A 26,781-nucleotide genomic window follows, 5' to 3' on the forward strand; every position below is an offset into this window, starting at 1 on the left:
CGGGCGGTGGTCCCAGGACGCCCAGTCTGGTAAGCCGCGCGCCCGTTACCCTGTCCAAGGTAGCCGGCGACTTAACTTTTTCCGCCATCCGGTCCCGCCGCGGAGGCGGGGTGCATCGGCCAGGCGCGGTATTCGAACGGCACGCGGCCCGCGACCCGGTCGGACCGCGGCGTGATCGCGAAACGCGCCTTGTAGGCGCGGCTGAAATGCTCCGGGTTGGCGAAGCCGCAGGCGAGCGCGATTTCTAGCACGCTCATCTCCGTCTGCGTCACAAGCGCCCGGCCCCGGTCGAGGCGGATGTCGCGATAATATTGCACCACGGATTTACCCGTGTACTCGCGGAACAGGCGGGTCAGATGGCGGTGGGACAGGCCGACGGCCGCCGCCACCTCCGGCGCGCTCAAGGGCTCTTCCAGATGGCGCTCCATCGCCAGGATGGCGGCGCGCAGCTTGGCCGGCGCGCTCGAGCCGACGGGCTCGTAGCCGGCAGGGTTCTGGCGCTCGCTGGCCAAACGCAAGCGATCGTGGAAGAGGTAGCGGGCGGCGGCGTTCGCCAACGCCTCGCCGTGATGCAGGCGCAGGATTTGAAGCGCGAGGTCGACGGAGGCGACGCCGCCCGCGCCGGTCAGTCGGTCGCCGTCGATGACGAACAACTCCTCGCTCACCTCGACCTCCGGGTGAACCTCCTGCAACGCGTCGATATGCTCGTAATGGCAGGTCGCGCGCCGGCCGGTCAGCAGGCCCGCCTCCGCCAGGATGAAGGCGCCCGTGTCGAGACCCCCCATCGCCGCGCCGCGCCGCGCCCAGCGGCGCAGCCGCCCCATCAGACGGTCGTCCCCATAGGCCGCCTCGGGCGTCCAACTTGACGAGACGACGGCGAGATCCACCGTCCAATCGTCCGCCGCGGCGATCGGCTCGGTCGTCAGCGACAGCCCGTTGCTGGCGGGCAGCGCGCCGCCTGCGCTGGAGAACAGCCGCCAGCGATAGAGCGCCCCGTTGTTCAGATAATTCGCCGCCCGCAACGGATCCAAGAACGCGATCGTCGCCATCGCGTTGAAGTTGGGGATGAGGACGAGGGCGATGCGGTGGGACATAGGCGAGAGAGTAGTTCTCGTTCGGCCCGGCCCGCAAGCGAGCGGCCGGCGGAGGATCTCGGGGCGGGGGTCCGGGGGGGCGCCCCCGACGTCTGACAGGGCATGGACTATATCCGCTTTTCGTTAGTGGTTTCTTAAGCCTTTCGGGGGAATTTACCCTTCGATCCGGCCCCCTTATGAAACGCTTTCCGCCTTTGAAGGCAGCCCCCGATGTTCGACTTCGAAGCGTTGCTTCCCTTGTCGGCGCACGCCGCCGCTTTTCTTCGTTGCTGGATGGAGTTGACGGTCGCCGGAATCTTGCCGCGGCGTTACGCCGCCGACGCCCGCATTCGCGGCGTCGAGCGCAAGGCTCTATGGCTCTATGCGCGGAACGAACTGGGGCGTTACGAGGCGGTCTTTCTGGGCGGCGATGTGCAACGGGCCTGGAACGCCGGCGCCGATGCGGCGTCGCTCGACGCTCTCATGGGGCCGGGGGCGGCCTGCGTGGCCGCGCGCTTCGACTACTGCCTTCGGGAGAAGAGGCTCATCCACAGCGTCTCGCGCACCGCGGCGAAACCCTGGCTCGTCGCCGAGCGGATTTACGGACCAGTGACCGACGCCTCCGGCGCGCCGCGTTACATCTTCGGCGCGACGGATTACGAGCGACATCACGTGCTCGAGTGCAAAGGCGTCCCGCCGCTCTCCTCCACCTTCTATGAAACCTACGACCCGATCACGCGGCGGTATCTCGGCCCGATGCCGACCGATCACGCGGAAGGCTGAAGGCTGCGGCTTCGCGCGGCGCGCGCCGCGGGATGAACCGCCCGTCCGCTTCCACTTTTGGCGCCGGATCCTCTACACCGCGTCGAGGACAGTCGGACGCGACATCGTGCGACGGTTCAGCGAGCAAATCCGAACCCGCGCCGGGCTTGTCGGCGCGCCGGACGCGGAGCGCATCCTGCGCGCTTTCGAAGCGACGCCGCGGGAACGCTTCGCGGGTCCCGGTCCCTGGACCCTTCTGACGCCGACGCCGGGAATGGCGAAGATGCGGACGGCAAGCGCGGACCCGTCCGCTAGCGTCCGCTCTCTTCGCGCAGCAACGCCGGATCCAGGAACACCGCCGGTACGCTGGCGCTCGGGTCCTGGCGGCGATCGCGGCTCGGCGGGACGCCGAAATGCGCCTTGTAGGTGCGCGCGAAGTGGGGGAACGAGGCGAAGCCGGCCGAGGTCGCGACCTCTGCGACGCTGAGCGTCGTCTGCTGCAGCAGGTTCTGGGCGCGCGTCAGGCGCAGCGCGCGATAGTGCCCCTTCGGGCTCGCGCCCAGTTCCGCAAGGAACAGCCGCTCCAACTGCCGCAGGGAGAGACCGGCCTCGGCGGCGATCTCCTCGCAGGAAATCGGGTCCTCCAAGGTCTCCTCCATCCGTGCGAGCGCCGTCGCCAGCGCGGGCGAGGCTGGGCGCGCCGGGCTGGGCGCTCCGGCCAGAAGCTGGCGCAGCGCGCCATAGGCCTCGCCGCGGTTCATATGCTCCGCCACTTGCAAGGCGAGGCGCCGGCCGCAGTCCCGCTCGATCACGATCAGCGCGAGGTCGATCACGTCCCCGCCCCCAACGCAGGTCAGGCACCGTTGGTGCGCGGCCACCGGCGCGTCTGACAGCGCCACGTCCGGAAAGGCTTCCTGGAAGCCGTCGCGGTTCGCCCAATGGACCGCCGCCTCCCCGCCGGAGAGCAATCCGGCCGCCGCCATTACGGCGGCGCCCGTCTCCACCCCGTAGACGCCGGCGCCGCGGCGATAGGCTTGGCGGATCAGGCCTGCGACCCGCTCGCTGTAGGCCGCGGTCAACGGATCGAAGCTGACCAGCAGCGCCAGATGGTCGATCTCGCCTGGGTCGAGCGCGTCGATCGGATGCGTCTGCGCGGGCAGTCCGCCGAAGGATCTGACCGTGGAGGCGTTGTCGCTCGCGGCGAGCGTCAGGTCGTACAGCCGCCGTCCGGCCTGCCAGTTCGCGACCGAGAAAGCGTCGTGCAGAAGGCCGAGCGGGGTCGCGGGAAAGCCTTCATGCAGCATCAGCACGACCTTGCGCGGCGTCCTAGAATTATCTGAAATCGACATAATCATGTCGGCTTATATCAAATCCTCTCTGTTCTGACAGCCTAGCGTCGCGCTCGGTCAGGTCGGCGCGGACGCCGATCTCGGCCTCGTCCCTTGAGGCGGGCGCTGGCGCGCCCTCCGCAAGGCGGGGCCTTGAGCGAATGGTCAAGACTTACGGCCCCCTCCTGAGGAGCGGTCCCGAGGGGCTGTCTGCGGCAGGACGGAGGGGCGGCGGCCCGGGCGCCGACTGCAGACGGCGCGGCCAAGATGACAAGATGACAAGATGACAAGATGAGGAGACGCAGGATGACCTCGCAAACCCACGACCAGAAGCGCCTCGACTGGGAGATCGGCGACCCGGAGCGCGCCTGGACGCTGCCCTCGCGCTATTTCTTCGATCCGGCGATCTACGCGCGCGAGGTCGAGGAGATCGTCCATAAGAGCTGGCACTGCGCCGCCCACGCCTCCGAAGTGGAGGAGCCCGGACAATTCGTGAAGTTCGACATCGACAAGCAGAGCGTCCTGATCGTACGCGCTGACGACGGCGAGGTGTACGCGTACCACAATGTCTGCAAGCACCGCGGCACGCAGCTGATCCAGGAGCGTCGGGGCCAGGTGCGCCAGATGATCACCTGCCCCTATCACGCTTGGAGTTATGCGCTGGACGGGTCGTTGAAGATCGCGCCGCGCACCCAGGAGCTGAAGGGCTTCGACGCGGGCGAGTTCCCGCTGTCCGCCGTACGCGTCGAGAAGTACGCCGGCTTCTACTTCATCAACATGGATGCGGACGCGCGGCCGCTGGCGGAGGAGGCGGACGGCGCCGAAGAGGCGATGCGGGCGTTCTTCCCCGATCTGGACGATCTGGTCTTCGAGGAGGAGGTCGACATGATCGTCGACGTCAACTGGAAGACCATCATCGACAACGAGATCGAAGGCTATCATTTCCAACTCTCCGGCCCGGTGCACAAGGAGATCTCACGTCTCATCGACTTCAAGGGCTACTCCATGACGCCGCACCCGCGCTGGTGGGATTTCAAGGGCCCGCCGAAGAAGGTGGAGAAGGCCTTCGGGCACGAGATCGCCGGCGCGCATTTCCAGACCGACTGGTTCTACAACGTCACGCTGTGGCCGATGACGACGCTTTACACCTTCCCCTATTCGGACGTGATCGGCACCTTCAACAAGATGCCGTTGGGGCCGGAGAAGACGCTGCTGCGCTTCGGCCATTACCGGCCGCGCGCGCGCAAGCCGGGGGCGCTCAGCCGCGCGGTGATCGACTGGTTCAACACCCAGCTCGGCCCCGAGGATATCGACCTCAACGTCATGGTGCAGAAGGGCGTCCATTCGCTCGGTTTCGATCAGGGCCGCTACGTGATCGACGAGGCGCGCAGCGCCAACAGCGAACATCTGGTCCACCACTTTCACACGCTGGTCTATCGCGCGCTGAGCGGCGACACGACGCCGCTGCGCTCGGCCGAGGCGGCGGAATGAGGGGGCGCTCGCCGGCGGACGCGCCGGACTACATCATCGTCGGCGCCGGATCGGCCGGCTGCGTCCTGGCCAATCGGCTGAGCGCGGACCCCGAAACGCGCGTGCTGCTGATCGAGGCGGGGCCGAAGAACGACGCGTTGTCGTTGAAGATCCCGTCGGCGATGGCGATCAATCTGCAGCGCACGACCCACAATTGGGCCTTCCAGGGCGAACCGGAGCCGGGCCTGGACGGGCGCGCCGTCAAGCACGACCGCGGCAAGACGCTGGGCGGGTCGAGCTCGATCAACGGCATGGTATGCATCCGCGGCCACGCCGGCGATTATGACGGCTGGCGCCAGAAAGGATGCGCAGGCTGGAGCTACGCCGACGTGCTGCCCTACTTCAAGCGGCTGGAGACCTATCAGGGCGGCGGCGACCTCTATCGCGGCGACGACGGGCCGATGCGCGTCGCGCGACCGGATCGCGGGCGCCTGCATCCGCTCTCCCGCGCCTTCCTCGCCGCGGGCCGCGAGGCCGGCTGGGCGGAGAGCGACGATATCTGCGGCGAGCGCCAGGAGGGCTTCGGCCTGCTCGACCAGACGATTCACAAAGGGGAGCGGTGGAGCGCCGCGCGCGGGTATCTCGATCCCGCGCGAAAGCGGGCGAACCTGGAGATTCTGACCGACCGATTGGTCCGGCGCGTCGTCTTCAAGGGCGGGCGGGCGGTCGGCGTGGAGGTCCAGGAGGCGAACGGCGCGGTCCGGACGCTGCGCGCCGCGCGCGAGGTGATTTTGAGCGCGGGCGCGGTCGGCTCGCCCCATCTGCTGATGCTCTCCGGGGTGGGGCCCGGAGCGCATCTCGCGCAGCATGGGATTGACGTGCTGGTCGACCGGCCCGGCGTCGGCGCGAACCTCAACGAGCATCCGGATTTCGTGCTCAAGTTCGGCTTGAAGCAGCCGCTCTCGCTGTGGCCGGCGACCAAGGGAATCGGGCGGATCGGCGCGGGCCTGCGCTGGCTCCTGGACCGCGGCGGCGTCTGCGCCACCAATCATTTCGAGACGGTCGCCTGCCTGCGCAGCGGCGAAGACGTCGCCTATCCCGACCTGCAGTTCACCATCGTGCCCATCGCCATGCAGGTGGACGGCTGGACGCCGATCCCGGCGCACGCCTTCCAGATCCATGTCGGCCTGATGCGCGCGGACAGCCGCGGGTCGATCCGGCTGCGCAGCGCCGATCCGGCGGACGCCCCGCGCATCCAGGTCAATTATCTGGACGATCCGCGCGACGCCGTGCGGCTGCGCGCCGGCGCGCGCATGGCGCGCAAATTGGTGGGCCAGCCGGCCTTCGCCGAGTTGGCGGGCGAGGAGATCTTCCCAGGCCCGCAGGTGGAAAGCGATTCCGCACTGGACGAGGCGTTGCGCGCGGCGGTCGACACGCAATGGCACCTGTCCTGCACCGCGCGCATGGGGCCGGTCGACGACCCAAACGCCGTCGTCGACGTGGAGGGCCGCGTGATCGGGGTCGAGGGCTTGCGCGTCGTCGACGCCTCCGTCATGCCGGAGGTGGTCAACGGCAACACCAACTGCCCGACCCTGATGATCGCCGAGAAGATGAGCGACGCGATCCTGGGTAAAGCGCCGCTTGCGCCCATCGAGGCGCCGGTCCGCGCGCCGGAGGCGCCCGCCGCCGGTCGGGAGCCCGCGCATGCCGGCTGACGCGACTCCCGGCCGGCGCTTCGACGGCGCGCGCGTGCTGGTCACCGGCGGAACCCGCGGCGTCGGCGCGGCGATCTGCGACGCCTTCGCGGCCGAAGGCGCGACGGTCGCCGTCAACGGGACCGGGCAAGCCTCCGTCGAGGGGTTTCTGGACGGCCGGGAGCGCGCGCCCTTCATCGCGGCCCCGGGCGCGATCCACGATCGGATCAGCGCCTTCTCCGTTGTCGATCGCGCCGTCTCGGCGCTTGGCGGTCTAGACGTCTTATGCGCCAACGCCGGGATTTTCGCCGAGGTGCCCTTCGAGCAGGTGGATCAGGCGCATTTCGACGAAACGATGGCGGTCAATCTCGCCGGTCTGTTCTTCGCCTGCCAGGCGGCGATGCCGGCGCTGGTCGAGAGCCGCGGCGCCATCGTCGCGACGGCCTCGGACGCGGGCCTCATCTCTTACGCCGGCGCGCCGACCTACTCCGCCAGCAAGGGGGCGGTGGTGAGCCTCGTCAAAAGCCTCGCCATCGGCTACGCTCAGGCCGGCGTTCGGGTCAACTGCGTGTGCCCCGGCAATGTCGATACGGACATGATGACGCGGTCCGCCGAGCGGGCGGAGGACCCCGTCGCCTATCGCGCCGCCGCGGCCGCGCGCGCGCCGATGCGGCGTATGGCGCGGCCGCAGGAGGTGGCGGAGGCCGCGCTTTTCCTCGCCTCCCCGGGGGCCGGCTTTACGACCGGCGTCGCCCTCCCGATCGACGGCGGCGGCGTCGCCGGCTTCGACTGAAGGAGAGACGCCTCGCCGACGCCTTTTGCGATTATGGAAGAAGTCTCGTACCATAGCGCCGTCAGATCGCGGCGGGGGGCGCCGCTTGATCTGCGTGAATCGGACGAAGGCGGCCGAAATAGTCAGACAGGGGCGCGGCCTTCTCCTACTCTTCAACGGGAAGCGCTGCAGCGCGGGCGAACGCTCGCGCGCGCGTCGGGGCGAGGTGACAACGACATGGCGGCTGCCGAAAGGACGGGCGAAGCGGACGGGGGCGAGCGCGCGGTGAAGATCGCCTGCCGGAATGTATGGAAGGTCTACGGGCCGAAGGCTGAGAGCTATTTCCCGGACGGCGACGGCCGCAGCGACGACCCCGACGCGTTGGTGGCGCGGCTGCGCGAGGACGGGCTTATCCCCGCCGCCGCGGACGTCAGTTTCGACGTCCGTGCCGGCGAGATCTTCGTGATCATGGGTCTTTCCGGCTCCGGAAAATCGACCATCGTGCGCTGTCTCTCGCGCTTGGTGGAGCCGACCGCCGGGGAAATCCTGTTGGACGGCGAGAACCTGTTGCGCATGGACGCCAAGGCGCTGACCGACCTGCGTCGCCATAAGATGGGCATGGTTTTTCAGAACTTCGGCCTGCTGCCGCACCTGACGGTGCTGGAGAACGTCGCCTTCCCGCTAAAGGTTCAGGGCGTGGGGGAAGAGGAGCGCCGCGCCAAGGCGTTGGAGATGATCGAGTTGGTCGGCCTGGACGGCCGCGATCAGGCCTTCCCGCGTCAGTTGTCCGGCGGTCAGCAGCAACGCGTCGGCATCGCCCGATCGCTGTGCGTCGATCCCGAGCTTTGGTTCCTGGATGAGCCTTTCTCGGCCCTCGATCCGCTGATCCGCCGGCAGATGCAGGACGAGTTCGTGCGCCTGCAAACGATGCTGCACAAGACCATCGTCTTCATCACCCACGACTTCCTGGAGGCGCTGAAGATCGCCGATCGGATCGCCATCATGAAGGACGGGCGGGTGGTGCAGATCGGGCGCCCGTCCGAAATCGTCCTCAACCCTGCGACAGACTATGTGCGCGAGTTCACCGAGGACGTGCCCATGGTCCGCGTCATCACCGTGGCCGACGTGATGGAGCGCGGTGAGGCGGCGGCGGACGGCGCGCCGGAGGTGACGCCCGAGATGACGCTTGAAGCGATCCTGCCGCATTTCGCCGATGCGGACAGCCCGCTGACGGTCTTAGACCGAACGGGTGCGGCCGTCGGCCGGGTGACGCCGAAGCGCGTGCTGCGCGCCTTGGCGGAGCATGGCGAAGCCCCTGCACGCGGCGACGAGAGGGAGCCCGCATGACCGTCGCCGTCGAAGACAAGGGGCCGGTCGGCGCGCTGGCTGGGCGCGTCGATCCAGGCGCGCTGGTCTGGGCGGGGGTCGTGATCTTCGGCGCGCTGTGCGTCGCCGCGCAGGGCGCGGCGCCGTGGATCGCAGAGTATCCGGCCGCCTGGACCCTGCCGGTGGCGGCCTGGACCAACGCCGTCATGGACTCGTTGGTGCGCCATACGGATTTTTTCTTTCGCGCCATCGCCTGGGTTTTGGAGTGGCCGATGGTGGCGCTGCGCGACCTGTTGGTCTGGGCCCCCTGGCCTGCGACGGTCGCTCTGTTCACCGTGATCGGACATCGCGCAGGAGGTGGGAAGATCGCGGCCTTCACCTTCGCGACGCTGATGTACATGGTGATCGTCGGCTATTGGGAGGAGAGCATGAACACGTTGGCGCTGGTCGGCGTCAGCGTGCCGCTTTCGGTCGCGATCGGCTTCGGCCTCGGCGTCCTCGCGTTTCGACGGGCGCGCGCCAAAAGCGTCATCATGCCGACCCTGGATCTGATGCAGACTGTGCCGGCTTTCGCTTATCTGATCCCGATCCTGCTGTTGTTCGGCTTCGGCCCCGTCGTCGGGCTGATCGCCAGCGCGATCTACGCCGCCCCGCCGATGGTCCGGAACACCGTCCTGGGCTTGGAGCGCGTGCCGTCCGACGTCAAGGAAAGCGCGGCCATGTCCGGCTGCACGCCGCGTCAGCGCTTCTGGTGGGTGGAGGCCCCGACGGCGCTCCCGCAGATCATGGTGGGCGTCAATCAAACGACGATGGCGGCGCTCTCGATGGTGATCATCGCGGCCATCATCGGCGGCTTCGGCGATATCGGCTGGGAGGTGCTGTCCAGCATGCGCAAGGCGCAGTTCGGCCAGTCTCTCCTCTCCGGCATCGTGATCGCCCTGATGGCGATGATCATGGACCGCATCAGCGCGGGCTTCGCCGATCGCACGCGCGGCGCCGACCTGAAAGAAGCGTCCCACGGCGCCGGCTGGCTTGCGCGCAATCGCCATCTGGCGATCGCGCTGTCGGCCTTCGCCGTCGGCGTGCTTCTGGGCTGGGTCGCGCCCATCTTCCAGGAGTGGCCGAAGGCGCTGATCTTCTATCCGGCCGAGCCGTTGAACGGGATCGTCGACTATCTGCTGACCGACTGGGGTCGGGAGATCGACGCGGTCAAGAACGCCGTGCTGTTCTTCGTGATGCTGCCGTTGCGCATCGGCCTGCAGGACGCCGTGGCGCCCTTCACCTTCGGGTTCAGCCTGACGCCGGAGATGATCGCGGGCTATTGGGCGGCGGCGGCGGCGCTCGCCGGATGGCTCGTCTGGCGCGGGCGGTTCTTCGGCGCGGTCGGGTTGCTGGTCGGCGCGGGGCTGCTCTTTTTCGGGGTCAGCGGGACTCCCTGGCCGGCCTTCATAGCGGTCGTCACGGCGCTCGCCTGGTCGGCGGGCGGCGCGCGAACGGCGGCCTTCGCCGCCGGCTCGCTCGGCTTCATCCTGCTGACCGGCGCGTGGGAGCCGATGACCCGCTCGGTCTATCTGTGCGGCCTTGCGGTGGCGATTTGCTTCGCCCTCGGCGGGGGGCTGGGCGTGTGGGCGGCGAATAACGATCGCGTCTCCGCCTTTCTGCGGCCGATCAACGACACGCTGCAGACCATGCCGCAGTTCGTGATCCTGATCCCGGTGTTGATGCTCTTTCAGGTGGGCGAGTTCTCGGCGCTGATCGCCGTCATCCTCTACGCCATCGTGCCGCCGATTCGCTATGTGGAGCACGGGCTGCGCAATGTGTCCGCCGACGTGATCGAGGCGGCGGAGCAAATGGGCGTCTCGCGCCGGCAGATGTTGTTTCAGGTGAAGCTGCCATTGGCGCTGCCGATCATCATGCTGGGGCTCAATCAGACCATCATGTACGGCTTGGCCATGCTGGTGATCGCCGCGCTGGTCGGCACCAAGGGGCTGGGCCAGCAGGTCTTCCTCGCTTTGGGCAAGGCGGATATGGGCATGGGGTTGGTCGCGGGGCTGTCGATCGCGCTGGTCGCGATGGTCTCCGACCGGATCCTCCAGGCCTGGAGCGCCAAGCGCCGCGAGGCGCTGGGTCTGGGATGAGTGAGGGGAGAAGGAGCGTGAAAAGTTAACCCATGCCGGCGCGGCTCTCGACGGTCGCGCCGGTCGTCACCAACCGAAAAACAGGGAGCATTCGATGACGATGCTGAAGAAGACCTTGAAAGCGCTCGCCGTGACGGCGGGGCTCGCCTCTGCGGCGACGGGCGCGCAGGCGGCCGAAATGGGCGCGACCGACGAGCCGATCAAGCTCGCCATGCTGGAATGGACCGGCGCGCAGGTCACCTCGAAGATCGGCGGCAAGATCCTGGAGAATATGGGCTACCAGGTCGAGTATGTGACCGCCGGCAACTATCCGCACCACGCCGCAGTGGCCGACGGCACGATCCACGCCTCGCTTGAGGTCTGGCTCAACAATGTCGGCGACATCTATCCCAAGATGAAGGCGGGTGGAAATCTGGTCGACATCGGTCTGCTGGGCCTGGAGACCAACGAGGGCTGGCTCTACCCGATCCATATGGAGGAGCTCTGCCCGGGCCTGCCGGACTGGACCGCGCTCAGGGACTGCCAGGAGACCCTGGCGACGGCCGAGACCTTTCCGAAGGGACGGATCCTCAGCTATCCCGCCGATTGGGGCAACCGCACCGGCGAGATGATCGAAGGGCTGGACTTGCCCTACGCCTCGGTCCCCGCCGGTTCCGAAGGCGCGCTTGTGGCGGAGCTTCGCGCCGCCGTCACGGCGAAGAAGCCGCTGGTCATGATGTTCTGGGGCCCGCATTGGGCGCTGGCCGACTTCGAGACCAAATGGGTCGATCTGCCGGAATACGATCCCGCCTGTCACGAGGATCCGTCCTGGGGGCCGAACCCGAACGCGATCAACGATTGCGGCGTCGACCGGCCGGACGTCATGAAGACCGCCTGGAGCGGCTTCGAGGAGAAGTGGCCGGCCGCCTACGCCTTCCTCGAGCAGTTCAAGATGGACAAGGACGAGCAGGCCAAGCTGATGCTCGCGATCGACAAGAACGGCGAGGATCTCGACGCCGTGACGGCCGAGTGGGTGAAGAATAACGAGGCCGTTTGGAAGCCCTGGGTCGACGCCGCGATGTAAGGCGCGCCTGATCGACGATCGTCGGCTCGGCCCGGTCGCCCGCAACGGCGGCCGGGCCGAGCGCTTATCAGCCCTCCGCGAACGGCGCGAACAGGGTGGCGGTCAGCCCCTCGCCCTCGACGCTCTCGACGCGAAGGCCGCCGTCGTGCGCCTCCATGATCCGGCGCGAGAGCCACAGGCCCAGGCCCACCCCTTCCGTACGGCGTACGAACGGGCTTTCGGCGCGCCGGAACGGCTCGCGCATCACCGCCTCCAGGTCGTGCGGCCCCATGCCGGGGCCGGTGTCCGAGACGGCGACCTCGACGCGCCCGTCGACCCGCCGCCCGCTGACCCGAATGCGGCCCTCGCTTGTGTATTTCAACGCGTTGCTGATCAGATTGATCGCCACTTGCGTCAGCCGGCGGGCGTCTGCGTTCACCATCAAGGGCAGGGCGCCCAGATCGATCTGCAGGTCGACGCGCTCCGAGGGTTCCGGGCGCATCACGCCCAGCGCCTGCTGCACCACGGCGCGCAGGTCGAGGCGTTCGCGTTCCAGCGAAAGCTTCCCGGCTTCGACCGCGGAGAGGTCGAGGATGTCGTCGATCAACGCCTTAAGCATCCGCCCGGAGCGCGCGATGTCCGCGCCATACCCGGAGAGCCGTCCGGGATCGATTCCGAGCGCCTGCGCGTCCGTCACCACTTCCGCGAAGCCGATGATGGCGTTCAGCGGCGTACGCAGTTCGTGACTGATGGTCGCCAGAAACTGACTCTTGGCGCGGCTCGCCTGTTCCGCCTCCTCCTTGGCCTGGCGCAGGGCCTCTTCGTAGCGAGCCTTTTGCGTAATGTTCGGCTCAATCCCGCCCAGGCCGAGCAGGCGGCCCTGCCGGTCGATCACCGGGAATTTGACGATCATATGCGCGTGATCGCCCAGCGTTATCTCTCGGGTGAAGATCTCGCGCGTCTTCAGCACGTGCAGATCCTCGGCCGTGTAGGTCTCGCCCTCCTCTGCGAACAGCTCGGCCGAGCGTTTGCCCACCGCTTGCTCAAGTCGGGTCAGCCCGTAGTTCCGCAGCAACTCCTCGTTGGCGATCGTAAAGCGGGCCAGTCGATCCTTGAAATAGACCGGAAACGGGGCGCTCTCGATCAGAGAGGCGAGCTGGGCCCCGTGTTCCGCCTGCGCAGGGTTGATCGTGGACAGGGTGAGCACGCCGCTGATCCGGCCGTCGGCCTCGCGCACCGGCGCCTTGATCGAGCGCGCCCAGGCGTAGTTGGCGTGGTCTTGACCAAGCGATTCCTCATAGAGCGCGCTGGTCTCGCCCGTCTCCAAAACCAGCGCGTCGCGCGCCGCGATCGGCGCGGCCTCCCGCTCGGGGACCAACTCATGCGCCGTGCGCCCGACCGCCTCCTCCGGCGTGCAGCGGAACAAGGCCGCCATCGCCGCGTTCATGTAGCGGAACCGCTGGTCCGCGCCCTTGAGCGAGATCGGCATCGGCGCGTCGTGCAGGATCGACGGCCAATCGAGGGGCCGTGCGGCCGAAGACGCCGCATCCGCCGACTCGGCGCGCAGGCGCCGCACTTCGGCGACCAGGGCCTCGCGGCTCATTTGCTCGGGCGCAGAGGGCTCGGCCATCGACTACGTCTCACCGCTCGTTCGGGCGACGCAAAGCCGCCGCCGTCAGGGTCTCGTCGCATGCGTCAGGTCAAAGCATACAGCATCGCAGTTTTAATTCCTCATTTTGGGCGGCCGGCCGTCAAGGCGCTTTTCCCGATGGTTTTCGCGAGCGCATAGTGAGCGCGCCGCTCGAAATATGGGAGCACCTGCAATGAGCCAGCCGACCGACTCCGAGACCCGCCGATCGACTCCGACGGGGCTGCGCGCCCTGACGCCCGAGGCCCGACGGGCGGCGGTCGGACGCGCCGCCGGGTTAAGCGAGGAAGAGACGGGGCTGCTGGACGGGGGCGAGGCGCTGCCGTTGGCGATCGCCGACGGGATGATCGAAAACGTGGTGGGGCGGTTCCAACTGCCGCTCGGAGTGGCGACGAACTTCGTCGTCAACGGCGAGCCCCGTCTCATTCCAATGGCGGTGGAGGAGCCGTCGGTCGTCGCCGCCGCGTCCTATATGGCGAAACTCGCCGCCGCAGACGGCGGATTTCAGGCGTCGAGCGATCCGCCGGTAATGCGTGCGCAAATCCAGATCCTCGGGCTCTCCGACCCTCATGGCGCGCGCCATCGCCTGCTGGCGGCGAAGGGCGATCTGATGGCCCGCGCCGACGCTTGCGATCCGGTGCTGGTCGGCCTCGGCGGCGGAGCGCGCGATATTGAGGTCCGCCTGTTCGAGGAAACGCCCGTGGGTCCCATGGCGGTCCTTCATCTGTTGGTCGACGTGCGCGACGCGATGGGGGCGAATACGGTCAACACGATGGCGGAAAAGCTGGCGCCGGAGGTGGAGCGCATCGCCGGCGGACGGGTTCGCCTGCGCATTCTCTCCAATCTGGCAGACCGCCGCTTGGCCCGCGCGCGCGTCGAGATCGCGCCCGAGCGGTTCACGACCGACGGTTTCGACGGCGCGGAGGTGGTCCTCGGAATCGTCGAGGCCTGCGCGCTGGCGCTCGTCGACCCCTACCGGGCGGCGACGCACAACAAGGGGATCATGAACGGGATCGACCCGCTGGTGGCGGCGACCGGCAACGACTGGCGCGCGATCGAGGCCGGCGCCCACGCCTTCGCCGCGCGCGACGGGCGCTACACCTCGTTGACCCGCTGGGAGATCGGGGCCGAGGGACGGTTGGTCGGGACGATCGAATTGCCGATGGCGCTCGGCCTCGTCGGCGGCGCGACCAAAACCCATCCGACGGCGCGGGTCGCGCTAAAGCTGCTCGCCGTGGCGAGCGCGCAGGAGCTGGCCCAGGTCGCCGCCTGCGTGGGCCTCGCGCAGAATCTGGCCGCCCTCCGCGCGCTGGCGAGCGAGGGAATCCAGCGCGGCCACATGACGCTTCACGCCCGCAACATTGCGATCACAGCGGGCGCCGAAGGGGCGGAGATCGAGCGCGTGGCCCGCGATCTGATCGCCGGAGGCGAGATCACGACGGCGGCGGCGCGCGCGCTTCTGGCGAAGGTCTGAGGCCGGCTCTCGCCCCCGTGATTCGTCAAGCCGGCCGCGCCGCCCTAGACTTTTCCTTCAATCCGCTTTTTCCGCGCTGTTTTATCGCAGGAGATTGTCATGGAGGGTCTAGGCTTTTTTCTTTTCGCCTTCGTCTGCACGACGCCGCCCGACGCGGGCCTCGGCAATCACGAGTGCAGCGTCGATCGCCACGGGCATTATTGGACCAAGGAAGCCTGTTTGTCGCGCGGGGTCGATCTGAAGACGGAGTTGGAGGCGGCCGGGGTGCGCGTCGTGCGGCGCGGTTGCCGCACGCCGATGCCGGACGACGCCGGCTATCAGAAGATACTGGCGAAGCGCGAATCGCTTTAGGCGCTTGCGATCATCCGGCCGCTCTGAAACCCTCGTACGGACTGAGGGGCGCATCGAGACGCGGGAGACATCTTTGGATTTTATCGTTCGGCCGGCGCGCACGGCGGCGGCGGCGGCGGGGGCCTTGATTGCGGTCCTCGTCCTGATCGGCCCGCTGCAGGCGGCCGACTCCGGCGGCGCGGTCGATGCGGCCCCGGCGCGCGCCGGCGACGTGGGCGCGGTCGACGCGGTCGTCGCGACGGCGCAAGCGGCGCGCGCAGACCGGGTCCGCCGCCTCGCCCTAAACGATCCGCTTTTCGAAGGGGAGCGACTGGAGACCGGCGCTGACGCCCGGCTTCACGCGACGATGCGCGACGGCAGCGTGCTGATGCTGGGTGCGGACGCCGCCCTGACCCTCGATCGCTTCGTGCTGGATCAAGGCGTCGCGGGGGCCGAGATGCGGGTGCTGCGCGGGGCTTTCCGGTTGATCAGCGGCGAGATCAACAAGGGGCTTGGCGGCGGGCTGACGATTCGCACGCCGCTCGCCACCATCGGCGTGCGCGGGACCGACTTCTGGGGACTGCAGCGGGAGGACAGTCTGCTCATGGCGCTGATCGACGACGGCGAACTGTCAATCACCCTGCCGAGCGGAACCGTCGTGCTGAGCGATCCGATGACGCTGATGCGCTTCCAAAGAGGGGAGGCGTTGCCCACCCTGGAGACGTTGACCCCAGAGGGATTGACCCAGGCGGCCGAGACGGTGGCTTTGCCGGAGTAGGAGCGTGCGCGCCGCGCCCTTGGCGCGTCACCAGCTTCCGGTATTTTCCATTGACGCCCACGGCTCCTTCTTCGGCAGCGGGTCGCCGCGCTGCAGAAGTTCGATCGAGATGCCGTCGGGCGAGCGCACGAAGGCCATGCGGCCGTCCCGCGGCGGGCGGTTGATGGTGACGCCGTTGTCCTGCAGGCGCTGGCAGATCTCGTAGATGTCGTCGACGCGGTAGGCGAGGTGGCCGAAATTGCGGCCGCCGTCATACTCTTCCGGGTCCCAATTGTGGGTGAGCTCGACCATCGGGCGCTTCGTTTCCCGGGCGGCCTCCGCGTCGCCCGGCGCGGCCAGCATGATCAGCGTGAAGCGGCCTTCCGGGTAGTCGTTGCGCGACATCACCTCAAGCCCGAGCTTGTTGCAGTAGAAGTCGAGCGAACCCTCGACGTTCGTCACGCGCACCATCGTGTGCAGATATTCCATCGCCATGATCGGGCTCCTCCTCAACGGGTCTGTGCCGGTTCGACCGATTAAGTAGAGCGGCCGGACGGGCGATGCAAACCGCTCAGGCGAGATGGCCGTAAAGGATGAGGCAGATCGCCGTCGCCGCGATCACGCCCGCCAGATCGGCCAGCAGCGCGCAGGGCAGGGCGTGGCGGACGCGGCGCACCTGAACCGCCCCGAAATAGACCGCCAGCACGTAGAAGGTCGTCTCGGTCGAGCCCTGAATGGTGCTGACGAGATAGCCGGTGTAGCTGTCCGGCCCGATCGCCGGGTCTTGGATGATCGAGGCCAGGATGCCGTAGGCGCCGGACCCGGACAGCGGGCGCATCAGCGCCATCGGCAACGCCTCGGCGGGCATGCCGACCAAGCTCGTCACCGCGCCGAGCGGATCGATCAGCAACTCCATCGCGCCGGATTGCCGGAACATGCCGACCGCCACCAGGATCGCCACCAGATAGGGAATGATCCGCACCGCCACCTGGAAGCCGTCGCGCGCGCCTTCGACGAAGCTTTCGTAGACCCGCACCCGCTTGGCGGCGCCGAAGCCCAGCAGCAGCACCATCAAGCCCGGCACGATCCACGGCGCGATCGCCTTGCCGTAGGCGACAGTCAACGGCACGAACCCGGCGAGGCCGAGCAGCACCAGCGCCGAAACCCAGCCCGGATAGGCCTCGTCGGTCGTCTCGGGCAGCGGCGCTTCGACCGGACGCTCGCCGGCGTCGGCCTCGGTCGCGTCGCGTCCCACCGTCTCGCCCTCCGCGGGCCGGGCCGGCGCGGCGTCGGGGGCCGGCGCCGGAAAGGCGTTCTGCAGCAGCTTGCAGCTGATGATCGCGATCGTGGTCGAGACGATCGTCGCCACCAGCGTGGTCGGCACGATGCCGGCGGGATCGGTCGATCCGGCGGCGGCGCGCAGCGCGATCACCCCCGTCGGCAGCAACGTGACGGAGGAGGTGTTGATCGCGAGGAACAGCGCCATCGCATTGGTCGCCGTCCCTTTATGAGGGTTGAGCTTGTCGAGTTCCTGCATCGCGCGGATGCCGAAAGGCGTCGCCGCGTTGCCGAGGCCGAGCGCGTTCGCGCTCATGTTCATGATGATCGCGCCCATCGCCGGGTGATCCGCCGGGACGTCGGGGAAGAGCCGCACCATGACCGGTCGCAAGACCTTGGCGATGATGCGCAGCAGGCCCCCGGCCTCGGCCACCTTCATCAGACCCAGGAACAGGGCCATCACCCCGATCAGGCCGAGCGCCAACGTTACCGACGCCTCCGCGGTGTCGATCATCCCCAGCGCCAGATCCTGCATCGGCGAGGCGGCTTCGGGATCGTCCGCCGGCGTCTCCCAACGCGCCTGCCGCCAGGCGGCGACAGCGAAGGCGATGAAGACGATCGCGAGGAAAATAAGGTTCATGAAATGAAAACTCCGCCCGGCGCGATGACCGGGCGGAGGCTACTCAGATTCGCACGCGTCGCGGAAGGGGCCCGCGCCTCAGTCCATCAGCTTCGTCAGCGGATAGGAGTAATGGATCGTCGCGACCTCGGTGCCGGGATTGTTCTCGTCCAGGCTGGCGTTCGAGAGGTGGTAGATCGACAGGCCGAGCCGGGAGCGATCGTCGAACCGATAGGCGATCTCCAGCGCCGAGCGGAACTCGATCACATGGCCGAGGTCCTTGCCGTCGCCGTCGCTGTAGAGGCCGGGCGCAAAAGAGGGCGTGAACACCCAGCGTCGCCCTAAGAACACGTCCAGGCGAATGCCGGCGTAGCCGTAGATCGCGGCGTCCGTCGTGCCCATCAGGCCGACGAAGGGGTTGAAGACCCACAACTTCTGACCGCTGATGAACTCCGCGTGAACCTCGCCCGCATCCCACTCGTCGTTGAGGTCGTAATACCCGGCCCCGACCCGTAGGAAGCCGGGGTCGTCGCCCGCCTCTTGCGCCGCAGCCGGACCGACCGCCAGCAAAAAGGCGAGAACGGCTGCAGCAAAGGACGCACCGATCCGCATGACGCCTGTCTCTCCCCAAAAAGCAACGTACCCAAACCGATCGTCAGCTTGTACCCCCAGGCCCGATGATCGGCGACTCCTTTTACGGCGAACGGTGCGATCTGCAAAGAGCGATGTTGCACGAAGGCGACAGGGCGGGCCGCCCCCCGTCGCTGGAGCGTCGCGGCTTGAAAGCGGCCGCGCGCGCCGCCTTCCAGGCTTGACGGCCCGGGGGCGTGTCGACTAAATACACGCGCTTTCCGGCCGGGTGCGGTCGGTTTCCGGGATTCGAGGCGCTTTTCGTCGCGCGGGTGCGCGGCGCGTCGCCGCCGAGGACGGGCGGCCGACAGGGCCCCGTCGACGCAGATTTTGAGAGGATGTCATGTCGCGACGTTGTGAAATCACGGGTGTCGGGGTCGCCACGGGCAACAACGTGTCCCACGCGGTCAACAAGACCCGCCGCCGGTTCACCCCGAACCTTCAGTCCACCCGTCTGCTGAGCGAGACTCTGGGCGAGCAGGTGCGCCTGCGCGTCACCTCCAGCGCGCTGCGGACGATCGACAAGAAGGGCGGCCTCGACGCCTTCCTGCTGTCCACGCCGAACCGCAAGCTGCCGGAAGAGGCGCGCCGCCTGAAGCGCCGCATCGAGCGCCGTCAGGCCAAGATCGCGGCCTGATCTTCCGCAGGACCTGCTGTTGAAAGACCCGCGGACGGGCGACCGTCCGCGGGTTTTTCTGTGGCGCGCGTCGACCTGACAGAAGCCTTACCCCTTCGACAGGGAGATAAGGAATAGGTCTGCGCCAGGCGCCGCTACACCGCCTCTCCAAGCCACTCCGCCCGCACGCTCGCCTCCGGTTCGGCGCCCAGCCGCACCGCCTTAACGGCCTCGAAGCGCGCCGGCGCCAGTTCCTTGAGCGCCCAGACCGCCGCGCCGCGGACCACCGGCGCCGGGTCGTCCAGCAGCGGCTCGACCGTTGGGGCGAGGGCGGGCGCGTCCGCGTTGCCGCAGGCGATCAGCACGTTGCGCAAGAACCGATCGCGCCCGATGCGCTTCACCGGCGAGGCGGTGAACAACCCGCGGAACGCAGCGTCGTCCAGGGTCAAGAGCGTCGCCAGCCGCTCCCCATGCGCGCCGGGCCGCGGCAGGAAGGCGGTCTCTTCCGTCGGCGTCGCGAATTTGTTCCAGGGACAGACCGCCAGGCAATCGTCGCAGCCGTAGATCCGGTTGCCCATCGCCTTGCGGAATTCGACCGGGATCGGCCCCTTGTGCTCGATCGTCAGGTAGCTGATGCAGCGCGTGGCGTCGAGCTTGTAGGGCGCCGGGAAGGCGTCCGTCGGACAGACGTCCAGGCAGGCGCGGCAGCTGCCGCAATGATCGCGCTCGGCCGCGTCGGGCGGCAGGGCGAGGGTCGTGAAGATCTCGCCCAGGAACAGCCAACTGCCGTATTCCCGGCTCACCAGGTTGCTGTGCTTGCCCTGCCAGCCGACCCGGGTCTGGGCGGCGAGCGGCTTCTCCATCACCGGCGCCGTGTCGACGAAGACCTTCACCTCGCAGCCGAATTCCTCGACCATCCAGCGCGCGACGCGCTTCAGGCGCTTCTTGATCAGGTCGTGATAGTCGCGGTTGCGGGCGTAGGCGGAGATGTTGGCGCGATCGATTCTTTCAAGCTCCCCCATCGGGTCGCTCTCGGGGCCGTAGTTCAGGCCGAGGACGAGCACGCTTTCGGCCTCCGGCCACAGCGTCTTCGGGTCGCGCCGACGCGCCAACGTATCCGCCATCCAGCCCATTTCGCCATGCTCGCCGCCCGCCACGAAGGCGTCGAGGCGCGCCTGCTCGCGCGCGCCGACGCGCGCCGGCGCGACGCCGACGGCGTCGAAGCCTTCGGCGCGCGCCCGATCGATGATCGTCTGCTTGGGGGCCGCGTCACTCATGGCGTGCCGAGCCTATCGTTACAGCGCCGGGATGTCGCCCCGAGCGTAGTCTTCGCGGAACCGGGCTGCGTGATCGGCGAGGCGCCCGGCCTCAATCGCCTCGCGCAGGCCCGCCGTCAGGCGCTGATAGAATTGCACGTTATGGCGCGTCGCCAGCATCGGCCCCAGCATCTCGCCCGCGCGGATCAGATGGTGCAGATAGGCGCGCGAGTAGTTGGCGCAGGCCGGGCAGGGGCAGTCCTCCTCCAGCGGGCGCGGATCGTCGGCGTGGCGCGCGTTCTTCAGGTTGATCGTCCCGCGGCTGGTGAAGATCTGCCCCGTCCGGCCGGAGCGGGTCGGCAGCACGCAATCGAACATGTCGACGCCGCGCTCGACCGCGCCGACGATGTCGTCCGGTTTGCCGACGCCCATCAGATAGCGCGGGCGATCCTCGGGCAGCAACGGGACGGTGTAATCCAGCACCTGGAACATCAGCTCTTGCCCTTCGCCGACCGCGAGACCGCCGACGGCGTAGCCTTCGAAGCCGATGGAGGTCAGCGCTTCCACCGAGCGTCGGCGGAGGTCTTCGTAGACCCCGCCCTGGACGATGCCGAACAGGCCGTACCCCTCGCGGTCCGTGAAGGCCTCGCGCGAGCGCTGCGCCCAACGCATCGAGAGCTCCATCGATGTGAGCGCCGTCTCGTGGTCGGCGGGGAAAGGCGTGCATTCGTCGAAGGCCATGGTGATGTCGGCGTCGAGCCGGCGCTGGATCTCCATCGAGCGCTCGGGCGTCAACGTGTGGTAGCTGCCGTCGATATGGCTGCGGAAGCGCACGCCCTCTTCCGTCAACTTTCGCAGCTCGGCCAGCGACATGACCTGAAAGCCGCCGCTGTCGGTCAGGATCGGCCCGGACCAGTTCATGAACTTGTGCAGGCCGCCGAGGCGCTCCACCCGCTCGTCCCCCGGGCGCAGCATCAGGTGGTAGGTGTTGCCCAGGACGATCTCGGCCCCCGTGGCGGCCACGTCCTCCGGCGTCATGGCCTTGACCGTGCCGGCGGTGCCGACGGGCATGAAGGCCGGCGTCTCGGCCGGCCCGTGCGCCGTCTGGATCGTCCCGCGCCGGGCCGCGCCGTCGCGCGCGTGCACTGTGAAGGAGAAGGGGGGCATAATACGCTCCGTTCAGAAAAGCCCTTCTCCCCTCTGGAGGGGAGAGGGAGACTCAGGTCTCCGCGCGCTCCAACAGACAGGCGTCGCCGTAGCTGAAGAAGCGATAGCGTTCGGCGACGGCGTGGGCGTAGGCCGCCTTCATCCGATCCAAGCCCGAAAAGGCGCTGACCAGCATGAACAATGTCGATTTCGGCAAATGGAAATTGGTCAGCAGCAGATCGACAGCGCGGAATCGGTAGCCCGGGGTGATGAAGATGTCGGTGTCGCCCTCGAAGGGCTCGATCTCCGGGCCGGCGCTGGCCGCTGCGGCGCTTTCCAGCGTGCGCATAGCGGTCGTGCCGATCGCCAACACCCGGCCGCCGGCGGCGCGGGTCTCGTTCACCGCGCGCGCCGTCTCACGCGTCAGGCGCGCCCATTCGCTGTGCATCTTGTGATCGGCGACGTTTTCGGCCTTCACGGCCGCGAAGGTGCCGGCGCCCACATGCAGCGTAACTTCCACGCGCCGGACGCCGCGCGCCTCGATCGCCTGCAAGAGCGCGGGCGTGAAATGCAGTCCCGCCGTCGGCGCGGCGACGGCCCCTTCCTCGCGCGCGAAGACGGTCTGATAATGGTCGCGGTCGGCCGGGTCGGCGCCCGCCGCCCGCTTGATGTAGGGCGGCAGCGGCATCGAGCCGACGCGCCATAACGCCTCCCGCAAGCCCGCGCCGGAGGCGTTGAAGGAAAGCCGCACGCGGCCCTCAGCGTCCTTGGCCCCGACCGTCGCAGCCAGCGCGCCGTCGGCGAACAGGATCGCGTCGCCGGGCTTCAGCCGTTTGGCGGGGCGGCAGTAGGCGATCCAGCTGTCGGCCGCCGCCTCCTCCACCAGCGTCGCCTCGATCCGCCCGCCGGAGCCTTCGCGTCGACCGAACAGCCGCGTCGGAATGACCTTGGTGTCGTTCACCACCATCAAGTCGCCCGGCCGCAGCAGGTCTGGCAGATCGCGCACGCCGCGGTCCGCGAGCCCGCCGTCCGCCGGCACGTGCAGCAGGCGCGCGCTGTCGCGCGGCTCCGCCGGCGCTTGCGCGATGAGTTCCGGCGGCAGATCGAAGTCGAAATCGGCGACGCGCATCGGCCGCTCCGCTCAGGCGGTCTGCAGCCGCTTCGGATACCAGGCGACGATCGCCCGGAAGGCCGGCAGCAGCACCAGCGCCATCGCGAGCTTCACCAGGAAGTCGCCGAAGGCGAGGCTCACCCAGGGGACCGGCGTGCCGTAGAAGGCGATCGAGAAGAAAAGCGCCGTGTCGACGGCCGATCCGACGAGCGAGCTCGCCAGCGGCGCCGTCCACCAGCGAAGCGCCCTCAGCCGGTCGAACACCAGCACGTCCAGCAGCTGCGCGGTCAGGAAGGCGGTTCCCGACGCGATCGCGATGCGCGGATCGGCGAAGACGAGCGACAGCGTCACGCCGACCGCGAAGCCGACATAGACGACCCGCCGCGCGGCCGCCGGGCCGAACAGCCGATTGGTCGCGTCCGTCACCAGGAAGGCGATCGGATAGCTGATCGCGCCGTAGGTCAGCCAATTGGCGAGGTCGAGCGATCCGATCGTCGCCTGGATTGGGTGTTGCACGAGAATGTTGGCGGCCAGGATCACCAGACCCATGGCCAGCATCGGCGGCGCCAAAAGCGCCGCCTTCGGGGCGTCGTTCGTCATGACCTGTCCCTTTTGCGTCGGGCGAATTGGCCTTCCTGAAAAGGCCGGCGCAGCACGGGCCGCGCCCCCGACGTCCGTCTTTGGGTGCGCGGGGATATAGCCGCGCGGCGCGCGGGCGTCAATTGGGGCGGGGCGCGTCGAGCGTAGACAGCTGAGCGAGGCGGCCCGGGCATGGCGCCTCTCGAATCCCGCCCGCCCCGCCGTCGTCCCGGCCGCAAGGGCCGGGACGCCCGGCGCCTGAGCGATGCGCCGTCACCGGGTGGCCCGGCTCGAGGCCGGGCCGACGGGGTGTGTCTCTGGAGTTGGGAGGGGGCTGGCTTGATGGCGGCCGTAGTCCATCGGCGATAATCGCGATTCCTCTCCCGCCGCCTCCAGCGGAAAAGCGTTTGGCGGGTCGGCTCTTCTACTTCCCCATCGCCCGAAGGATCTCCGCATCGCTCGCCATGCGCTCGGGAAAGGTGAAGCGGCCGTCGCGCAACTCGGCGATCCCGTCCATCACCGCCCGCCAGGCGAGGCGCGACAGCGCGCCGCCGACCGACAGGCGCTTGACGCCAAGCGCCTGCATCTCGTCGAGGCTCGCCTCCATCCCCTTGATCCCGATCAGCACGTTGAGCGGCGCGCCGGTCTCTTCGACCAACCGACGGATCTCGTCCCGATCCCGCACGCCGGGCGCGTAGACGCAGTCCGCCCCCTCCGCCGCATAGCGCTGCAGGCGATCCAACGCGTCGTCCGCCGCCTTGGGAACGCCGACGAGATAGCTTTCCGCCCGCGCGGTGACGGTGAAGGGCCGGCCAAGGCCGCGCGCCGCCTCCACCGCGGCGGCGATGCGCTCGGCCGCGAAGCCGGGGTCGTAGAGGCCGCGCGACGGGTCGCCCGGGAGATCCTCGATGCTGGCACCGGCTGCGCCCGTCTCGGCGCAGCGCCGGATCGCATAGGCGACCCCGGCGGGGCTGTCGGCGTAGCCGTTCTCGAAGTCGGCGCTGACGGGAAGGTCGCTTGCGGCGACGATTTCGGCGATATTCTCCAGCGCGCGCTCCAAGCCGATCGCCTCGGCCTCGTCGCGCTCCCCCAGCGCGTAGGCGAGGCCGGCGCTGGTCGTGCCGATCGCCTGCACCCCCGCGGCCGCGAGCATCTTGGCCGATCCCGCGTCCCAAGCGTTGGCGAGAACGAAACAGCCCTCCGACCGATGCAGATCGCGGAACCCTTTGTGTTTGTCCATCATGTCCGTCTCCTTCGCCCGAGCTCAGTCGGCGCCCGCGCTCCGCTCCAGGCCCTCATGCGCGGCCAGCGCCTCCCAGGCCTCCTGCGGGTCGGCGACCCAATGCATCAGATCCCGGTCGGCCGGATCGATCGTCCCGGCGTCGGCCATCGCGTCGAAGTCGACCACGCGGCGCCAATAGTCGGCGCCGAACATCAGGATCGGGATCTTCGGGATTTTGCCGGTCTGCATCAACGTCAGCGCGTCGAACAGCTCGTCCAGCGTGCCGAAGCCGCCGGGGAACAGGGCCAACGCTTTGGTGCGCAGCAAAAAATGCATCTTGCGCAGGGCGAAGTACTGGAAGCGGAAGCTTAAGCCCGGCGTGACCCAGCGGTTCGGCGCCTGCTCGTGCGGCAGGTCGATGTTGAGGCCGATGGTCGGCGCGCCGGCCTCGGCCGCGCCGCGGTTCGCCGCCTCCATCAGGCCCGGACCCCCGCCGGTGCAGACGACGTAGTCGCGGTGCGCCCCGCCGGAGGTCTCGAAGGCGGCCTCGCCGTAGGCCGCCACGCGCCGGGCGAAGACGCGCGCTTCCTCGTAGAGCGCGGCCGGCAGGGTCGCGTCGCGCGACGCGCCCGGCGGCAGCGGCGCGCAATCGGCCGGATTCGGGCGCAGGCGTGCGCTGCCGAAGAACACGACGGTCGATCGTATCTTCCAATCCCGCAGCACCAGGTCGGCCTTGGCGAATTCCGCCGCGAGACGCATCGGGCGCATCTCGTCGCGCCACAGGAACGCCGCGTCCTCAAAGGCGAGGCGATGGCTGTTCGGCGCCAGGCCGTGCGGCGCGCGGGTCTCGGAGGGGTCGTCTATCATGGGCGTTTCCTCGCGGATTTCCCAGGCGCGAGGCCGAGCGCCTTCTCGACTCGGGCCAAGAGGCGGTCGCGCGCGCGGTCGTCCGGCGCGTCCTTGAGGGCCTGCGACAGCGCCAGCGACGCGGCCGCGTAACGATTGTGCCAATCCGCCTCGCCTTGGGCGGCCAGCGTCTTCGCCGCGGCGCGGCGGCGCGGCTTCTTCATCGCCTGGGCGGGGCGACCGGGGCGCAGGCGATAGCGTTGGTCGAGCTCGGGCGACTCGATCCGCTCGCGCGGCCATCCCCCGCTCGCCAAGCGTTCATAGAGCGCCGCGCGCGACGCCGCCTCGCCGTGGGTCAGGAAAAGCGTGCCGCGGACCGGCGCCCGCGCCGCCGCCCAGGCGGCCAACTCCTCGGCGTCGGCGTGACCGGAATAGACGTCAAGCGTCTCGACCCGGCCGGCGATCTCGATCTCGGCCCCGTGGATCCGCACGCGCTTCGCCCCGTCGGCTATCACGCGGCCGAGCGTGCCCGGCGCCTGATAGCCGACGATCACAAGCGTCGTCTCCGGCCGCCACAGATGGTCGACGATGTGCTCGCGGATGCGTCCCGCGTCGCACATGCCGCTGCCCGCCATGATCAGGACCGGCCCGCGCAGCCGCGACAGCCGCATGCTGTCCGCCGCCTCCATCACCAGATGCAGGCTCTTGCGGCGGAAGGGATGCGGCGTGCCGGGCTCGTTGACTTTGGGCAGATGGCGGTCGAAGGCTTCCGTCGCGCGGATCGCCAGCGGACTGTCCAGGAAGGTCTCCAGATCGGGCAGTCGCCCCTCGTCGATCAGTCGGTCGATGTCGTAAAGCAGCTCCTGCGTCCGCTCGACCGCGAAGACCGGCATCAGGATCGGCCCCCCGCGCGCGAGCGCCGCCGTCAGCACCTGCGCCAGCGCGTCGCGGCGAGCCTGCTCGTCCAGGCGGGGGCGCACCCGTCCGCCATAGGTGGATTCCAGGATCAGGTGGTCCACGCCCTCATGCGGGCCGTCCGGGTCATCGTGGAACGCTTTGCCGCCGGGTCCCAGATCGCCCGAAAACAACAGGCGCATCGGACGGTCCTCGCGCGCGGCGGCCTCGATCTCGATCGACGCGGCGCCCAAGATGTGCCCGGCGTTCCAGAAACGCGCGGCCAGCCAGTCGACCACGCCGACGGTCTCCCTCAACGCGACCGGGCGCAGCATGCGGATCGTCCGCTCCGCATCCGCCCGGGTGTAGATCGGCGTCACCGTCGGTCGGCCGCGACGCTGGTTGCGCCGGTTCAGGCGCTCGACCTCGACCTCCTGGATGTGCGCCGTGTCGCGCAGCATGAAGTCCAGCAGGTCGCAGGTCGCCTCGGTGGCGAAGATCGGTCCCTCCCAGCTCGCGGCCGCCAGCTTGGGCAGCAGGCCGGAATGGTCGATATGGGCGTGGGTCAGCAGCACGGCCGACAGCCGCTTCACATCGATCGGCAGCGCGCCGTAATTCAGCGCGCGCACCGCTTTCGGTCCCTGGAACAGACCGCAGTCGACCAGCACGATCTCGCCCGAGCGCTCCAGCGCGTAGGCGGAGCCCGTGACCGTGCCGGCGGCGCCGTGAAAGGAAAGGGTGACGCTCATGACCCCGAGCATAGGAGGGGT

The 26,781-nt window shown here is 68.6% G+C and carries 24 protein-coding genes; 11 read left to right on the top strand and 13 right to left on the bottom strand.

The annotated features are described in order from the left end of the window. Positions 1-71 precede the first annotated feature (71 nt). A complete protein-coding gene (locus RIB45_RS08035) occupies positions 72-1,094 on the bottom strand; it encodes a GlxA family transcriptional regulator (protein WP_350049726.1) in 1,023 nt (340 codons plus the stop codon). Between the two features lie 210 nt (positions 1,095-1,304). Between RIB45_RS08035 and RIB45_RS08040 the strand changes: the two genes are divergently transcribed. Next, the gene (locus RIB45_RS08040; protein ID WP_350049727.1) at positions 1,305-1,856 is read left to right on the top strand and encodes a hypothetical protein; all 552 of its coding nucleotides are present in this window, start codon (positions 1,305-1,307) and stop codon (positions 1,854-1,856) included. Between the two features lie 290 nt (positions 1,857-2,146). Here RIB45_RS08040 and RIB45_RS08045 read toward each other — a convergent pair whose 3' ends face one another. Beyond that, positions 2,147-3,184 carry a GlxA family transcriptional regulator gene (locus RIB45_RS08045; RefSeq protein ID WP_350049728.1) on the bottom strand — a complete coding sequence of 346 codons (1,038 nt, stop codon included), beginning with the start codon at positions 3,182-3,184 and terminating at the stop codon, positions 2,147-2,149. A 285-nt stretch (positions 3,185-3,469) separates the two neighbouring features. Here RIB45_RS08045 and RIB45_RS08050 point away from each other — a divergent pair, with 285 nt between their 5' ends. From RIB45_RS08050 to RIB45_RS08075, 6 genes are all read left to right on the top strand, one after another. Beyond that, positions 3,470-4,654 (top strand): aromatic ring-hydroxylating oxygenase subunit alpha, encoded by a 1,185-nt coding sequence (locus tag RIB45_RS08050; RefSeq protein WP_350049729.1) that lies wholly within the window; start codon positions 3,470-3,472, stop codon positions 4,652-4,654. Then, positions 4,651-6,348 (top strand): choline dehydrogenase, encoded by a 1,698-nt coding sequence (locus RIB45_RS08055; RefSeq protein WP_350049730.1) that lies wholly within the window; start codon positions 4,651-4,653, stop codon positions 6,346-6,348. The genes RIB45_RS08050 and RIB45_RS08055 overlap by 4 nt, the downstream gene beginning before the upstream one ends. Next, positions 6,338-7,120 (top strand): SDR family NAD(P)-dependent oxidoreductase, encoded by a 783-nt coding sequence (locus tag RIB45_RS08060; RefSeq protein ID WP_350049731.1) that lies wholly within the window; start codon positions 6,338-6,340, stop codon positions 7,118-7,120. The genes RIB45_RS08055 and RIB45_RS08060 overlap by 11 nt, the downstream gene beginning before the upstream one ends. A 216-nt stretch (positions 7,121-7,336) precedes the next feature. Next, positions 7,337-8,446, top strand: coding sequence for a quaternary amine ABC transporter ATP-binding protein (locus tag RIB45_RS08065; protein WP_350049732.1), 1,110 nt, complete (start codon positions 7,337-7,339; stop codon positions 8,444-8,446). Further along, on the top strand, positions 8,443-10,563 hold the full coding sequence (locus RIB45_RS08070) for an ABC transporter permease (protein WP_350049733.1): 2,121 nt from the start codon (positions 8,443-8,445) through the stop codon (positions 10,561-10,563). The genes RIB45_RS08065 and RIB45_RS08070 overlap by 4 nt, the downstream gene beginning before the upstream one ends. Positions 10,564-10,657: 94 nt before the next feature. Continuing rightward, positions 10,658-11,626, top strand: a complete 969-nt coding sequence (locus RIB45_RS08075) for an ABC transporter substrate-binding protein (RefSeq protein ID WP_350049734.1) — start codon at positions 10,658-10,660, stop codon at positions 11,624-11,626. 67 nt (positions 11,627-11,693) lie between these two features. Here the strand turns inward: RIB45_RS08075 and RIB45_RS08080 are convergent, their stop codons facing one another. Further along, a complete protein-coding gene (locus tag RIB45_RS08080; protein ID WP_350049735.1) occupies positions 11,694-13,235 on the bottom strand; it encodes a sensor histidine kinase in 1,542 nt (513 codons plus the stop codon). A gap of 193 nt (positions 13,236-13,428) precedes the next feature. Between RIB45_RS08080 and RIB45_RS08085 the strand changes: the two genes are divergently transcribed. The 3 genes from RIB45_RS08085 (at position 13,429) to RIB45_RS08095 (ending at position 15,835) form a co-directional block, all read left to right on the top strand. Further along, positions 13,429-14,727, top strand: a complete 1,299-nt coding sequence (locus RIB45_RS08085) for a hydroxymethylglutaryl-CoA reductase, degradative (protein WP_350049736.1) — start codon at positions 13,429-13,431, stop codon at positions 14,725-14,727. A 99-nt stretch (positions 14,728-14,826) separates the two neighbouring features. Then, a complete protein-coding gene (locus RIB45_RS08090) occupies positions 14,827-15,078 on the top strand; it encodes a hypothetical protein (protein WP_350049737.1) in 252 nt (83 codons plus the stop codon). A 73-nt stretch (positions 15,079-15,151) separates the two neighbouring features. Next, positions 15,152-15,835, top strand: coding sequence for a FecR family protein (locus RIB45_RS08095; protein ID WP_350049739.1), 684 nt, complete (start codon positions 15,152-15,154; stop codon positions 15,833-15,835). 27 nt (positions 15,836-15,862) lie between these two features. On the opposite strand, the gene RIB45_RS08100 is transcribed toward RIB45_RS08095, so the two are convergent. The 3 genes from RIB45_RS08100 to RIB45_RS08110 form a co-directional block, all read right to left on the bottom strand. Continuing rightward, positions 15,863-16,303 (bottom strand): VOC family protein, encoded by a 441-nt coding sequence (locus tag RIB45_RS08100; protein WP_350049873.1) that lies wholly within the window; start codon positions 16,301-16,303, stop codon positions 15,863-15,865. An 82-nt stretch (positions 16,304-16,385) separates the two neighbouring features. Beyond that, positions 16,386-17,732 (bottom strand): spore maturation protein, encoded by a 1,347-nt coding sequence (locus tag RIB45_RS08105; RefSeq protein ID WP_350049740.1) that lies wholly within the window; start codon positions 17,730-17,732, stop codon positions 16,386-16,388. 78 nt (positions 17,733-17,810) lie between these two features. Beyond that, complete coding sequence (locus tag RIB45_RS08110) at positions 17,811-18,323, bottom strand: acyloxyacyl hydrolase (RefSeq protein ID WP_350049741.1); 513 nt, start codon at positions 18,321-18,323, stop codon at positions 17,811-17,813. Between the two features lie 361 nt (positions 18,324-18,684). On the opposite strand from RIB45_RS08110, the gene rpmB reads away from it, so the two are divergent. Continuing rightward, positions 18,685-18,978 carry a 50S ribosomal protein L28 gene (gene rpmB, locus RIB45_RS08115; protein ID WP_350049742.1) on the top strand — a complete coding sequence of 98 codons (294 nt, stop codon included), beginning with the start codon at positions 18,685-18,687 and terminating at the stop codon, positions 18,976-18,978. A gap of 134 nt (positions 18,979-19,112) precedes the next feature. Here rpmB and queG read toward each other — a convergent pair whose 3' ends face one another. The 7 genes from queG to RIB45_RS08150 form a co-directional block, all read right to left on the bottom strand. Next, the gene (gene queG, locus RIB45_RS08120; protein ID WP_350049743.1) at positions 19,113-20,234 is read right to left on the bottom strand and encodes a tRNA epoxyqueuosine(34) reductase QueG; all 1,122 of its coding nucleotides are present in this window, start codon (positions 20,232-20,234) and stop codon (positions 19,113-19,115) included. Between the two features lie 18 nt (positions 20,235-20,252). Then, positions 20,253-21,380, bottom strand: a complete 1,128-nt coding sequence (gene tgt, locus RIB45_RS08125) for a tRNA guanosine(34) transglycosylase Tgt (RefSeq protein WP_350049744.1) — start codon at positions 21,378-21,380, stop codon at positions 20,253-20,255. Between the two features lie 52 nt (positions 21,381-21,432). Further along, entirely contained in the window at positions 21,433-22,488 is a 1,056-nt protein-coding gene (gene queA, locus RIB45_RS08130; RefSeq protein WP_350049745.1) for a tRNA preQ1(34) S-adenosylmethionine ribosyltransferase-isomerase QueA, read from the bottom strand. Positions 22,489-22,500: 12 nt separating this feature from the next. Further along, positions 22,501-23,070 carry a queuosine precursor transporter gene (locus tag RIB45_RS08135; protein WP_350049746.1) on the bottom strand — a complete coding sequence of 190 codons (570 nt, stop codon included), beginning with the start codon at positions 23,068-23,070 and terminating at the stop codon, positions 22,501-22,503. A gap of 403 nt (positions 23,071-23,473) precedes the next feature. Next, complete coding sequence (locus RIB45_RS08140; RefSeq protein WP_350049747.1) at positions 23,474-24,292, bottom strand: isocitrate lyase/PEP mutase family protein; 819 nt, start codon at positions 24,290-24,292, stop codon at positions 23,474-23,476. A 21-nt stretch (positions 24,293-24,313) separates the two neighbouring features. After that, positions 24,314-25,138, bottom strand: coding sequence for an LOG family protein (locus RIB45_RS08145; protein WP_350049748.1), 825 nt, complete (start codon positions 25,136-25,138; stop codon positions 24,314-24,316). After that, positions 25,135-26,760, bottom strand: a complete 1,626-nt coding sequence (locus RIB45_RS08150) for an MBL fold metallo-hydrolase (protein WP_350049749.1) — start codon at positions 26,758-26,760, stop codon at positions 25,135-25,137. The genes RIB45_RS08145 and RIB45_RS08150 overlap by 4 nt, the downstream gene beginning before the upstream one ends. Positions 26,761-26,781: the final 21 nt, after the last annotated feature.

The sequence above is a fragment of the Marivibrio sp. genome, from assembly GCF_040218065.1.
GTDB lineage: Bacteria > Pseudomonadota > Alphaproteobacteria > UBA8366 > Aestuariispiraceae > Marivibrio.